Here is a 12,808-nt window from a genome sequence, read left to right on the forward strand (position 1 = left end):
AAGTGCTCAATCAACTTGAATTGCGCTGCTGTGATCTCCATGCAGACACTGTCACAGCGAACCCGACTCGACGCAATTAGTGTTAACAGGCCCTAGTCAAATCGCGCGCCGGGCGCGAATTCAATCGTGGTGGGTGCCATTACCCGAACAGGGTGGTTGGCGCCATCAACAATGACGACGCGGGCCGGGCTGGCGCTAGGCGGGGCGGTGTTTCCATGCGTCAATCCGCCGCTTCAGCGACATCGGAGATTGGCATGGCCCGTTCAACCGCACTCGTTCTGGCTGCCTGCCTGTTGCTGATTGGGGCTGCCGCGCAAGCGGCGACGCCAAAATTCTCGGCCACGGCTTCGGCGGGCAGCGGCACCATCAATATCCCTGGCCCGACCGACTACCACTTCAACGCGGACACGGTGCCTGTCAGTTTCACGGCCACGTCTTCGCAATTCGAAGCGGCCGGCGGCGGGGCGGCGGTGTCCACGGGGCTGGGCCGTTCCAATGCCTCTGCCTCCGCGGGGCTGGGCGCCTTGCATCTGCTGGCCGAAGCCAGCGCCAACCTGACCAGCACGAACGGCGCCGCGATGTACGCGAATGGCAGCAGTTCGGCCAACGGCAGCATTGACGATGCATTCACGATCAATGCCGTCAATTGCCAGAACCTGAGTCTGTGCGGCCCCGGCGCCTTGGGGCTGCTGACCTTCTCGATCGGCGCCTCGGGGAGCATCGGCGGCAACGGCAACGTGGGTGGCAACTGGTCCGTCATCGGGCAGTGGACGGCCGACGTCACATTGAACGCGGGCTATCTGCCCGGGTCGCCCCTCTCACCCAGCGCCGCCTGGCATGGTGATCATTCGATCTCTCGCAACGGCAACGGCGCCCTGTTCGAGTCCAGCAATGGAGATTTCGGCAGCCAGACGTTCACCGTCAGCTTTGCCTTTGGCACGCCGATCTCGCTGCACTTTGCCGGCACCGTGAGCGCGGCTGCCTCGGTGGGCTATGTGTTCGGCGCCAGCTCGGCCACTGACGCTGCTTTTCGCACCGATTTGTCTCACACCGTGGCCTGGGGTGGCATATCGGGCCTGACGGATGCCAACGGCAATGCCGTCGCCTTTACTGCGCTGAGCGAAGGCAGCGGCGCCGATTTCGCCAAGTCCTTTGCCAGCCCGGTTCCTGAGCCGGGCAGCGTGGGTCTGCTGGCATTCGGGCTGGTCGTGCTGATGCTTCGGGTGCGCCGTTCACAGCGTTGACTTGGCTGGCATGCAATCCGACATCGCACCGTAAAGGGCTGGGTCTTCACCGGCTCGTCGATCGTGGTGGTTCGCATGCTGGCGCAGACCAGAATCAATCTGTCTTCGGTGGGCCCTGCGACGCGGGGCATCTCATGGCGATGTTGGCGCAAAGTTCGAGGACCTCGTCGATGAGAGCAGCGCAGTGAGGCATGGGTGACGACATTCGCAGAGGCCTGTCCACGAACCACATGGGGCCCCTAACCAGTTAAGCTTGTGCGATGCCTTAGTTCTTAAGGAGTCGATGATGAAAGCTGAAACCCGCCGGCTTGTCCCTCGTCTGCCTCTTCTGATGGGCACGCTTTTCGCACTCGCGTTGGCGCCTGCCACGACGCAGGCGGCGGTGGTGATAAACCAACCACAGTCGATGGGCTTCGGTGTGATGTACCCCTTCATGCCCGGGCAAACCTTCACCGCGGTCGGTACGCGCATCGACACCATTGGCGTCGAGTTGCGCAACATGAACAAGTCTCGGCCGGGAAGCCTTGTCTCTCTGAGCTTGTACGAGGGTGAGGGCAGCGGCGGCACATTGCTCGCATCCAGCAGCGTGGATGTGCGGGCCCTTCTTGGTGACGCCGGCGGCGCGGCGCTGGTGGACTTCAACCTTGGAGCCGTCAAGTTGCAGCCAGGGCAAACCTATTCCTTTCAGCTCACTGCATCGGACGAACGCTTCGGGGTGTCCTACTACTCCGTACTCGGCGAAGACGCTTATCCCGGCGGTCACATGTTCAACGCCTTCCAAAGCGAGCCTCTAGGCGACCTGACGTTCAACGTCACCGCAGTTCCGGAGCCGGGCATGGCGGCGCTGCTGCTGATCGGCGGCGGATGGCTTGCTGGTGTGCGGTTGCGCGCGGGGCGGCGCCGCTGATCCGTAATGTTTTAGGCACGCAGCTCCGCCTCGCGACGTTCAAGCCAAGCGTGCATGAGTCGTCCAAGTGTTGGCGTGTCTAGCGCAACTCGGCGAAGTACGCCGGTCTTGGGCCTTAGCGCGGCGTTGTGATCAGCAGTCCAACCCGCGGCGATCTCGGCGCCTCATGAATTGCACGCCGGCCACTGAAGCCAGGCCCAGTAGCAGAAGCTGGTAGGAAGCAAGCTCCGGCACCGTCGAGACACCGAAATAGAGATCCGTCGCCGAAGGCGTGCCGAGCAGGATGGCGCTGCCGCCAGCGTAGTTCCCCTCACTCGACCAGTAGACGCCGTACCGCGCGGACGCCGCAGTGACTTCAAAGCTGTACGGCTGGCCACTCTGCACCGCGACGTTGCCGACGTTGAACTCGACGAGCCCTACCCAGCCTTGCAACGTGCCGATGCGCGAGTCGACGTTGACCGTTGAACTCCCCAGCACGGGGCCGTTGAAACCTTCTCCGGCATACAGATTCAAGGTCAGCGTCTTGTCCTGCGCCAGCTGGGAGTCAATGTTCATGTTGATCACCCACAGCGAGATGGTTCCGACGCTCGGCAGCGTGGGCGTAAACGACTGGCCGAACGGCTGGAAAGCCGCGATCTGGATCTGCCCCACCAAGGAATTCGGCGGGAGCAGCGGGATGGAGACATCTCTCTCGGCATACGCCGGAGCCATGACTGCCACCGTCGAAACGGCAAGGAGGAATTTCTTCAAGGCGGCCATGTCAATCTCCGAATTAAAGGCGAACCGGCAGAAGCCGCCGGCGCGACAGCAAGGCCCGTGCGCCCAGCGTGCCGAGCAGCCAGGGGTCGGCTCAGGGATGGGGTAACCGTCAGCTCGAACGTGACCTTATTGCCGTGCAAAGGATAGTGGCCGCCAAGATTGACGCCCTCCCTAATGTGGCGCGCGTGTGGCCGCTTGGCTGGCCCTTTGTCTCAGTGGCAACTCTCGCGGCACCTGTGCCAGTTCGTGGGCGTTTGGCTGGCGGTCGGCGCCTGCGAGAGGACAGGCTTGCGCGAGGGCTGACATCGACGCCAAGAAAAAGCCCCATCCGCTTGCACGAATGAGGCTTGATTTGGCTCCCCGACCTGGGCTCGAACCAGGGACCTACGGATTAACAGGTGTATCTCCGATCCGTGAGCCCGCATGTCGGTCAGCGCGGGATGCTCACACCTTCTTCACGAACTCCGACTTCAGGCCCATGGCGCCGATCCCGTCGATCTTGCAGTCGATGTCGTGATCGCCGTCCGTCAGCCGGATGTTCTTGACCTTGGTGCCGACCTTGACGACCAGGGACGAACCCTTGATCTTGAGGTCCTTGATGACCGTCACGGTGTCGCCGTCCTGCAGCACATTGCCCACCGCGTCGCGGATCACACGCACTTCGTCGGCGGCCGGAGCAGCTGCCTCGACCGACCACTCATGGCCGCATTCGGGGCAGACCAACTGCGCGCCGTCCTCGTAGGTGTAGGCGGATTGGCACTTGGGGCAGGCGGGCAGGGCGGACATGCAGGGGTTCGATGGGAAATGAATGGGAAGTCGGCATTGTCATGGGAGGGATTTGCTCTGCCCTTGAGGCATCGCATGAACCGCCTCACATGCTTTAGCGTGTTCCCTTGTGATTGGCTTCCCTTGAAAACCCGCGACGAAGCGCCCTTCAAGCAGTGAGGGCTTGCCGGTATTCGCTCGAAGGTTTGTTCAGGCGCGAGCGCGCGCGGGGATGACGCTGGAGCAGGTGGCCATTGCGGCCGAGATCGACGATGCCGCCAGCGTGCGGATGAGCCAGTACCAGCGGGGTGTCCACACCCCGAGGTTCAACATTGCGCAGAACCTAGCGAAGGCGCTGGACGTGCCTGTGGAGTACTTCTACTCGCCGGACGACCAAACGGCCGAGCTATTGCTGCGATGGCATGCGCTCCCAAAGGCGAAGAGGGGCCAACTGCTCAAGTCGCTTGACGAGTCGCTATAGGCCTCCCGGCCAAAAGCGAATGAACTTGCGAACCTCGAGGTGGGAGAAGCCTCGACCCTGTTTTGAGTAGTTCGGCAATGCCCATCTATTCGTCAAACCAGCGATCCGCCTTTGCAATCTGCGCGACGGCTCGTATGTCTTTTTGGGCCTCTTCCGCTCTTCTAGCAAGTGCTAGTTCGCTCAGGCCTGCAGGGTATTCGAATGGATTGTCAAGAATTTTCTTTACCACCGAGATCGGAAGCGAATTCTTTCCATTGTGGAGCTCAATCGGGAAATGAGTGTGGCTATCTCCTCGCAAATAAGTTGCGCTAATTAACGCCAAGGCACGATCCCAATCTAGTTTTCCCATCGTGGCGTTATGAAAAGCCGAGTTTTGAATTAGTTCGGCTGCTCCGGGGAACACATCCGCATCGCAGGAAAAATCGCTTAGAAAAACTTTGTGATAATAGGAGTGATCTTTCTGTGCGAGCAAATATGCAAATCGCTTACAAGAGTTTGTAGAAATCTCGGGCGATCCAGCCTTCTGACTGTTTTTTCTAGCGAATGCGTGCACGAAACGAAGTATGGAGCGCAGCTCATCCCATTTTGTTGAATCTAGAGCATCGAGTCGCCCGGCGACCTTTAGCGCTAGTTCGCTTGTAACTACATTTGATGCCCAAGTCCAAAAAGCAACGTTCCAAAAAATGATCTGCTCATTGCCATTTGCAGCTTCCAGTGAGTTAAGCCACCAATCCTTCTCATTTGACTGAGATTTTGCATATCTCAATCGACAAAAAATAGACTGATTGCTATCGTAGAAATCCGCTTTTTTTGCCCGCCCGCCCGCGCCTCGGGTCAAATGCAAGACGTTATTGGCAACGGCGATGGACAGCGGGCATACTCCATAGACACGCTCAATTGCTTCTGCAATCGGCTCCCAGAACACTTGGGTATCCTGCTTGATTCCATGCTGATGGCGCTGAATCAGAAGCTCACTTAGTGCAATGGCGTCCTGTTCTATAGAATTTGGCGGTAAAAGTGGTGAGTTTGACTGGGTTTCTGAATATTGTTCGAGGTAGTTTGTGGATTCGAACGGCGTTCGGTATCGTCCACCTCCGGCAGCATAAATCAACTCATTGAATATAAACGGCATCAACCTTAACGCAGTGCCACCCTCGTCTGGGGACCATTGAAGCTGCGTACGCATCCATTCCCGAACCTGGTCTATTTGCATTGACGAGCCAAAGGTGGCTTCAGTTAAACCTTCGGACCAAAGCACCGAAATCGTTGCTGAATCCATGGTTTCAGGTGTGATATAAGTAGCGAGATCGCGAGTGCCGATTTGCGATAATGCTCCGATATCTCTGCCTAGCGTTAGCCAACGGGCCAAGCCCTTAATGCTTTTCCGACTGTTCCTCCACTTTTCGACCAAGGCGGCTGTTGAGGAATTCGTCTCAATGAAAGCGCCAAGTTGTCTCCGAACGTCGCCTCGGATGTTTGGCTCTTGTATCCATTCCCACGCCGCGGTAAGTAGGATATCTTCTCCGCAGCCGGTAGGTATCCGGACGCCCTCATCGGGACGATACTGAGTCAGCTGAGGAAGCAGCTTTATAAGCGATTCTCTCTTCGAGAGCTTAGTGGAAACCTGTATTAGAGCGCGTGGTGACTGAGTAAATACCCAATCGCTCAGCAGCATGGCGGCAAGTCTGTGGGGATGCTTTATGCGGCGTTGCACAGGATCATCTAATAGATCGTTCAACCGGTCCGCCAAATCCAGTAGTTCGCCTTTGCTAAAGCAGCCGCAAAAAAATCGAGTTACGTTGAGCCAGTAGAAATTCCGAGCTATTGCATCGAAGCGGTCCGGTTTGGTGCCGGCTCGTTCCCCGCCCGGCGGTGAATAAGAAGCGGTATCGTACAAATACCTAGCGGCAAAATATTCGCGAAGAGGTTGAACTTCAAATTCATACGTACCTTCTATACGAGACACAATCATCACGACGCGTTCCAACATTGCGTTGAAGATATCGTCGATCACTTCTGTCTTTTGATTTTCCCTCTCCAAATATGTGCGCAGTATTGATTTTAGTTCATCTGAAGTAACTCTGCCCGCCGAAGTACTTTTTCCAACCTCGGCGGCCGAATGAAGTTTCCAAGCTAGATAGCGATGAATGTCCTTCAACAGCTCTAGATGTTGTCTGACCGCAGAATTTTTTGTTGACTCGCGACTAAAGAACAGATCTACATATTGATCATATAAGGTTGTCCTCTTGTCCGGAAGCGCAGGCCCCTTTGTATGTATGAGGCTAAGTAGGATAGTTAGCTGCATTGGATTTCTTGCCAAATCTCGAAGATGCGGCTGATCCATTTTCTCTTCTAAGATTTGCTCGAAATCCTGTCGTTCGCCCTGCGACAGGTTCCTCGCATCCAGCCACTTGGATGCGTATGTGCTTATTTGACTTCGCTTGACTGATCCCAGTTGTATATACGGAAAAGACTCGGCATCAAAGCCAGGGGACTTTGCAAAAGCAGCCGGCCGGGACGTTACGATCAAGCGCAGGTTCTGGCAGTTTTCGCGAAGACGAATGGCGGCTTTGTTTATCGCCGAAACTACGTCGCTCCGCCTTTTGATATCGGCGACTTCATCTAATCCATCCAAAGCGATGAAAAGAGGGGACGCCCTTGAGAGCTCAATAAGGTCGTTTGCTTGAAATTGCAAACCACCACTTCGATGCGTTACCAAGTGCGCTATAAAAGTTTCCAGCGTCCGCGCTTCGCCTTCTGCAGTTAGCGCCCCTCTTTTCGCTGCGAAAGGATCGACGCCATTTAACCACTCTGATAGATCGCGAAGATCAACCTTGAAAGGGATGTGCAATGGAGCCGATTGATGGGCGGGAGGTAATTTTTTAAGATCGGAAGATTTCCCAAGAATTCTTATTCGGTGGACTTGGCACAAATATTGTGCCAGCGTGGATTTTCCCTGACCCGGCGCCCCCTCTATAACCGCTTGCTCTAATACAGATCCCAAGTAATCTCCTAGCAGCAAGGTTGCCGTCCCGGAGTTCTTGTCGTCACTCGGGTCTTCTTCAAGCAGCAGGTCACCATTCGTATGTGTTCTTATCCTGAATGGAATGATCGCACCGTCTGCAATAGCCTGACCTGTACTTCGCTTTAGTTGGAGTAAGAACGGTAGATCGACGAAGAGATCAAGTAGCTTATTTTGAAGTTCTACCTGCTTGAATTTTACCTCTTCGTCTTCTCTATACTGGTGTGCAAGAAATGCGCGAATTGCATTCTCTCTCTTTCTCAAGAGCTCGCTTTTTTGGGTGTCGATGAATAGTCTGAGAAAATCTTGACCGATTAAAGTTTCCGGATAGCGGAGTTTTATGTCCCAGTTGCCATCTAATCTTCTATTTAGATCGTCCCTCCACAAACAGGTGGTTGGCAGGCCAAATAGAGTGCTCAACGCATCGTGCGTTTTGTCAATGGAGCCTGTTTTAAAATGGGCCGTTCCTGCGACGTTGGTGATGAAGTAATAGTGCGTCGCGCCATGTTCCCGAAGACGCTGCACTTTTTCTAGTTCCCGTTTTGCTGCGTCCAGGACCCATTCGATAATGTTTTCCGGAACGTCGCGCGCAAACTTTACTTGGAAGACAATTCCTTTGGTGTTTTCTTCATTTGAGAACCGTTGCGGGCGAACCATCGCGTCCCGTCCCCCATCCGGCTGACCTACAGGAAAGCAGGTTATTCCAGGGAACTCTTTGACAAGTAGGGACTGACACAGATATTGAAATCGTTCTGGGTCAAGATTCTCAAATGGATGATCCACGCTATTTCTCCCTGATTTGCGCGACTAGTGTGTTTGCGCTTTCAGGAGATGATAGGCACGATCAGATTGATAGGGCTTGTTGTGGGGGGGGTGAAAATACCGATGCGCTGGAGGCGCGTTCGGATGGGCGATCCAAACCTAGCTGCGTCCTAATGCTTTGCGGACGAGAAGGCGCCCGGTTAACGGACTAGACTTGCCGGCTACCGGGGGAGCGGGGCGCAAGGAAGCTGTTTTCTTTCTAGACAGCAAGTGCGGCGCACGGTCTGTTTTCGCATTTCGACGCCTGCGGGCGACCAAAAAAAGCCCCACAGGCTTCCGCGCGTGAGGCTTGAGGCCCCCAAGTTCGGGCATGCATGCTGAAGTGGTGACTAGGGCGGCGTCCGGTCTGACGCAAGCGACCGACGATTGCCGCCCAAGTGCTGGTCAAAGCATCACCCAGGCCAGCATGGCAGGTTGCAGGTCACGCCGCCCTCATCGAGGGCACTCCGCAACAGCAGTGCCGCGACGCCGTTTCGTCGCCAAGAAAAAGCCCCACAGGCTTTCGCATGTGAGGCTTCTGATTTGGCTCCCCGACCTGGGCTCGAACCAGGGACCTACGGATTAACAGTCCGGCGCTCTACCGACTGAGCTATCGAGGAATTGATCGGTATTTTTGCTTGCCGTGCGGTTGCGGCTCGCTGTTGTTGCAAAGGCTGGCGATGGGCCAGCCTTTGCGGGTTTTCTGTGGCTCCCCGACCTGGGCTCGAACCAGGGACCTACGGATTAACAGTCCGGCGCTCTACCGACTGAGCTATCGAGGAACAGAGCCCGTGACTATAGCAGTTCTTTCGGGGGCCTCAGAGCCGGACCTCGAGACTCGTGCGGAAAGTCCGCGGTGCGAGCGGGTAGAGGTAGCTGTGCTCGAACTGCCACGGCGACTCGCGCCAGGCGCGGCGGTTGGTCAGGTTGTCGACGGCCACGCGCCAGATCCAGGTCTGGTTGCCCACGCCCTGCATGTAGCGCAGGCCCGCGTCGGCCACAGTCCACGCCGGCACGGCGATGCTGTTGTCGGGCGTCGCGAAGCGGCTGCCCTCATGGCGGATGCCGAGCTGGGCCTGCAGTCCGGGCAGCAGGTCCTGGCGCACATGGGCCTTGAGCGTGGTCTCCGGCACGTTGGGCGGCTGCAGGCCGTTGAGGCTGGCGTCGGCGCTGCCTTGGCGGCGCGCCTGCAAGCGCATGGCGCTGGCGAACAGGCCGCCGCCGCTCCACTTCAGGTCGGCGCTGGCTTCCACGCCGCGATGGCGGGCATAGCCGTCGGCGCGGCGCTCGCAGCTGTTGTCGGCGCTGCATTCCGTGAAGCCGGGCAGCACGGTGTCGCGCCACGCGGGGCGGCGGATGTCGAAGACGGTCAGCGAGCCTTCGACGCGCTGGGTGCCGGTTTTCAGGCCGATCTCCGTCTGGCGGCTCTTCAGCGCGGGCAGCGCCTGGCCGGCATTGACGAAGCGCTTGCGGTTGGGCGCCACTTCGCTTTCGATGCCCTGGCCCCAACTGGCGTAGACCAGCCAGTCGCTGGCGATCGCATGGCTGAGCGCGATCCAGGGCGTGGTGACGCCCTGTGAGTAATCCGTTGCACGCGAGCCGTCCGTGCGCACGCTCTCGCGGTGCAGGCGGGTGTGGCGCAGGCCCAGCCAGGCGCTGGTGTCGGCGCTCAGCGCCACGCGGTCGCGCAGGTAGAGCTCGTTGCTGCGCTCGTCGCGGTTGGTGTTCTCGTCGGTCAAGTCGGGCGCGGCGGGCGTCACGGCGCTGCCGTCGACGTTGCCGGTGCCCGCGTAGTTGTAGGCCTGGCGCTGGAAGCGGCTCTTGAACTGGCTGCTCAGTCCACCGACGGTGACGTCATGGCGCAGGCCGGCGAGCTGGACGGGGCCGCTGGCGGAGACGTCCAGCGCCGTCGTGTCGCGGTGCTCGTTCTCGCTGCGGAAGTCGTAGAGGTCGTAGCTGCCGTCCGGGCAGAAGCGGTCGGCGTAGTAGTCGCCATTGGCGTCGCTGCAGCCGTAGGCATAGGCCAGGCGGTCGTCGGTGCGCAGGCGTTGGATGCCCAGCGCCGCCTGGGCGCGCCATTCACCGGCCAGCTTCTGCTGCACGCGCAGCGAGGCGTGCGTGTTGTCGAAGACGACGGGCAGGCTCCAGGGCTGGTTGTTCAGGTTCAGGTTGGGGTCGACGCTCTTGGCGTCGGGCAGGCGGTTGCCGAGCAGGCTGAAGCCCTGCTGGCTGGGCTGGCTCTGGCGGTTGAACTCGACCTCCGCCTCGACGAGGGTGTCGGGGCCGATGCGCCAGTCGGTGGCCAGCGCGGCGGTGTGCGAGCGGCCCTTGCTGTCACGCAGCGTCGGGTCCAGGTGGGCCGCGGCGAGGTTGACGCGCACGCCGAACTCGCGGTTGGCGCCGAAGCGTTGCGAGTGGTCGACGCTCGCCTGCACCGAACCGCCCTGGATGGCTTCGAGCATCAGTGCCGTGCCGTCCTCGGCGAGCGGGCGCTTGACGACGAAGTTGACGATGCCGGCCGGCGAACTGGTGCCGGCCTGCATGCCGGAACTGCCCTTCAGCACCTCGATGCCCGACTTGTTGACCAGCGACAGCGCGGTCTCGCCCGTGATGGGCAGGCCGTCGCGGCGCAGGTTGAAGCGGTTGTCGAGGTCGAAGCCGCGGATCTTGAGCTGCGACCAGTAGCCGACGGCGTTGTAGGCATCGGAGACGGACGCGTCGAGCTTGGTGATGCCCGAGAGCTGGCTGATGCCAAGCTCGCCCAGCCGTTCGGCCGACAGGCTCAGCGCCTGCATCGGCAGCTTGGCCGGCGGGTCGTTGAAGCCGGAGAGGCTGGGCACGGCCTCGGTGGCTTTGCCCGAGACGCTGACTTGGGGCAGGGTCTGGGCCGAAGCGAGGCTGGCGGCGAGCAGCGCGGAGGCGGCGCCGAGAACGGAAAGGGAAAAGAGTCGTGCCATCGGAATGCAAAGCGATGGCAGGTCGGCAAACGACAGGGCCCAGGGGCGGGAGACGAAGATTCGGCCTGGGCTTTCAGCGTGCTTCCCTGCGCGAGGATTACCTCAATCAGGTTCAAAGGGACTGTCTCAGTCGATGGCGCCAGGCCATCAACACCCCTAGCGAAGACGCGCCACACGGAGCGGCGCGCGGGTCGGATTCTATGGGTTACGGAGCGTTCCGGCCTTCGCGCTTGGCGACTTGGCCCGGCTCGCTGCAGATCTGCAGTGGTGATTCATGCAAGTCATGGCTTGCAAAGTTCTGATATTTATAGAAAATGCAAGCTATGACTGCCAATATTCGACTTCCCGCCGAACTTGGCGAACTGCTGCAGCAGCGGCGCGAAGCCCTGGGCCTGAGCAAGAAGGCCGTGGCCGAGCGGGCGGGGCGGGTGCGTGAAGTGATCTACCGCCTGGAGGGCGGCGAGGAAGCCTCCGTGTCGTCGCTGTTCGACGTGCTGCGCTCTTTGAATCTGGCCATGCGTCTGGAGCCGGTGGGCCTGCCGACGATGGAGGAAGTGGCCGCGGCCTTCAACAAGGACGACGATGCTGCCTGAGCGCATCGCGCAGCTCGATGTGTCCATCGGGTCGCGCGTGGGTGCGGGCCAATTGCTCAAGGCGTCGACTTACGAGTTCCGGTACCTGGAGGCGTCTGCCGAGCAGCCGTCCGTCGCGCTGCTGATGCCGGCGGCGGTCAGGCTCACGTGGACGGACGGCGACCTCTTTCCGCCCATGGACCAGAACCTGCCCGAGGGCGATCTGTTCATGCGCATCCGGGCGTTGTTCCCGAAGCAGCAGACCACAGCCATGCACCTGCTCGCCCTCATCGGCGACAACGGCATTGGTCGCCTCGGCTATCGCATCCCGGGTGCTGACGCGCCGCAGCCAGCGGTGCCGCTGAGCAAGGAGAGCCTGCTTGGCATGGCCTACTCGCCCCAGGTGTTCAACGACCTGGTGGCGGCCTATCTGAGCACCGGCGCGGGCATTGCCGGCATGCAGCCCAAGATCATGGTGCCCGAGGTGCGGATCGCTGTTCCCATTCCCACGCTCATCGTGAAGGCGGCGAGCGAGGCCTATCCCGGCCTGGCGGCCAACGAATACCTGTGCCTGCGCGCAGCCAACCTGGCCGGCATCTCTACGCCGGTGTTTGACCTGTCGCATGACGGCCAGATGCTGGTGCTGGAGCGCTTCGACACCGTTCTGAAGCCGGATGGGACGGTGGAGCGCCTGGGCTTCGAAGACATCGCAGCGCTATCTGGTCAGCGTGTGCGCGACACGCTTTCAGACCGTAAATACCACGGCAGCTACGAGCGCATCGCGGGGCTGCTGAAGCAGCTGCAACTGCCCCAGGCCGACCTCGCCCGCTTCTTCGAGCAGGTCGCCTTCTCCGTCATGGTCCGCAATGGCGACGCGCATCTGAAGAACTTCGGGCTGCTGTACCGCTCGCCAAGCGACATCTGGCTGGCGCCGATGTTCGATGTCGTCACCACGGCCATCTACCGCTACACACAGTACGCCGGTGGCCCCGAGCTTGAGGACCGAACGCTGGCGCTCAAGCTCTTTGCTGGCAAGCACACGAGCAAGGCCTATCCGACGACTCAGGAACTGCTCGCCTTTGGCGCCAAGGTTTGCAATGTGAAGGCGCCGGCCACCGTGCTTCAACGCCTGGCGCAGGGCATGCAGCAGGCGCTGCAGGAAGCGAAGTCCGATGAACGCATCCCGCGTGAGCTGCTGTCGCGCATGCGGGAGGTCTGGGAGTCAGGGCTGGCCTATGGCGATGCCGAAACGGCAAAGCCGCGCAGGCCGCATTGAGGCTCTCGCCAGGCTTGCGCAATG

9 protein-coding genes, 2 tRNA genes and 1 riboswitch are annotated in these 12,808 nt (G+C 59.7%); of the genes, 5 read left to right on the forward strand and 6 right to left on the reverse strand.

What is annotated here, in order from left to right; all coding sequences use genetic code 11:
• The first annotated feature begins 152 nt into the window (after positions 1-152).
• Both ASC91_RS07900 and ASC91_RS07905 read left to right on the forward strand, forming a co-directional pair.
• A complete protein-coding gene (locus ASC91_RS07900; protein WP_162247750.1) occupies positions 153-1,244 on the forward strand; it encodes a PEP-CTERM sorting domain-containing protein in 1,092 nt (363 codons plus the stop codon).
• Positions 1,245-1,530: 286 nt separating this feature from the next.
• Complete coding sequence (locus ASC91_RS07905) at positions 1,531-2,151, forward strand: PEP-CTERM sorting domain-containing protein (protein ID WP_200955250.1); 621 nt, start codon at positions 1,531-1,533, stop codon at positions 2,149-2,151.
• Between the two features lie 132 nt (positions 2,152-2,283).
• Here ASC91_RS07905 and ASC91_RS07910 read toward each other — a convergent pair whose 3' ends face one another.
• A complete protein-coding gene (locus ASC91_RS07910) occupies positions 2,284-2,910 on the reverse strand; it encodes a hypothetical protein (RefSeq protein ID WP_056194817.1) in 627 nt (208 codons plus the stop codon).
• Between the two features lie 444 nt (positions 2,911-3,354).
• The gene (locus ASC91_RS07915) at positions 3,355-3,696 is read right to left on the reverse strand and encodes a zinc ribbon domain-containing protein YjdM (protein ID WP_056194822.1); all 342 of its coding nucleotides are present in this window, start codon (positions 3,694-3,696) and stop codon (positions 3,355-3,357) included.
• A gap of 211 nt (positions 3,697-3,907) precedes the next feature.
• On the opposite strand from ASC91_RS07915, the gene ASC91_RS07920 reads away from it, so the two are divergent.
• Entirely contained in the window at positions 3,908-4,156 is a 249-nt protein-coding gene (locus ASC91_RS07920) for a helix-turn-helix transcriptional regulator (RefSeq protein ID WP_082532522.1), read from the forward strand.
• An 85-nt stretch (positions 4,157-4,241) separates the two neighbouring features.
• On the opposite strand, the gene ASC91_RS29325 is transcribed toward ASC91_RS07920, so the two are convergent.
• The 4 genes from ASC91_RS29325 to ASC91_RS07935 form a co-directional block, all read right to left on the reverse strand.
• The gene (locus ASC91_RS29325; protein ID WP_157281312.1) at positions 4,242-7,961 is read right to left on the reverse strand and encodes an NACHT domain-containing NTPase; all 3,720 of its coding nucleotides are present in this window, start codon (positions 7,959-7,961) and stop codon (positions 4,242-4,244) included.
• 562 nt (positions 7,962-8,523) lie between these two features.
• Positions 8,524-8,599 (reverse strand) — tRNA-Asn (locus ASC91_RS07925).
• 86 nt (positions 8,600-8,685) lie between these two features.
• Positions 8,686-8,761 (reverse strand) — tRNA-Asn (locus ASC91_RS07930).
• A gap of 36 nt (positions 8,762-8,797) precedes the next feature.
• Complete coding sequence (locus ASC91_RS07935) at positions 8,798-10,936, reverse strand: TonB-dependent siderophore receptor (RefSeq protein ID WP_056194826.1); 2,139 nt, start codon at positions 10,934-10,936, stop codon at positions 8,798-8,800.
• Positions 10,937-11,002: 66 nt separating this feature from the next.
• A riboswitch (TPP riboswitch) is annotated at positions 11,003-11,104 on the reverse strand.
• A 155-nt stretch (positions 11,105-11,259) separates the two neighbouring features.
• On the opposite strand from ASC91_RS07935, the gene ASC91_RS07940 reads away from it, so the two are divergent.
• Both ASC91_RS07940 and ASC91_RS07945 read left to right on the forward strand, forming a co-directional pair.
• The gene (locus ASC91_RS07940) at positions 11,260-11,529 is read left to right on the forward strand and encodes a helix-turn-helix domain-containing protein (protein WP_056194829.1); all 270 of its coding nucleotides are present in this window, start codon (positions 11,260-11,262) and stop codon (positions 11,527-11,529) included.
• Positions 11,519-12,784, forward strand: a complete 1,266-nt coding sequence (locus ASC91_RS07945) for a type II toxin-antitoxin system HipA family toxin (protein WP_056194831.1) — start codon at positions 11,519-11,521, stop codon at positions 12,782-12,784. Before ASC91_RS07940 ends, ASC91_RS07945 begins: the two co-directional genes overlap by 11 nt.
• Positions 12,785-12,808 lie beyond the last annotated feature (24 nt).

Source organism: Pelomonas sp. Root1237, from assembly GCF_001425055.1.
GTDB lineage: Bacteria > Pseudomonadota > Gammaproteobacteria > Burkholderiales > Burkholderiaceae_C > Pelomonas.

Excerpts from the sequence above, each read along its gene's own strand:
- ASC91_RS07905 (WP_200955250.1), top strand. The coding sequence starts at position 1,531 with ATGAAAGCTGAAACCCGCCGGCTTGTCCCTCGTCTGCCTCTTCTGATG.
- ASC91_RS07910 (WP_056194817.1), bottom strand. The coding sequence starts at position 2,910 with ATGGCCGCCTTGAAGAAATTCCTCCTTGCCGTTTCGACGGTGGCAGTC.
- ASC91_RS07915 (WP_056194822.1), bottom strand. The coding sequence starts at position 3,696 with ATGTCCGCCCTGCCCGCCTGCCCCAAGTGCCAATCCGCCTACACCTAC.
- ASC91_RS07920 (WP_082532522.1), top strand. The coding sequence starts at position 3,908 with ATGACGCTGGAGCAGGTGGCCATTGCGGCCGAGATCGACGATGCCGCC.
- ASC91_RS07935 (WP_056194826.1), bottom strand. The coding sequence starts at position 10,936 with ATGGCACGACTCTTTTCCCTTTCCGTTCTCGGCGCCGCCTCCGCGCTG.
- ASC91_RS07940 (WP_056194829.1), top strand. The coding sequence starts at position 11,260 with ATGACTGCCAATATTCGACTTCCCGCCGAACTTGGCGAACTGCTGCAG.
- ASC91_RS07945 (WP_056194831.1), top strand. The coding sequence starts at position 11,519 with ATGCTGCCTGAGCGCATCGCGCAGCTCGATGTGTCCATCGGGTCGCGC.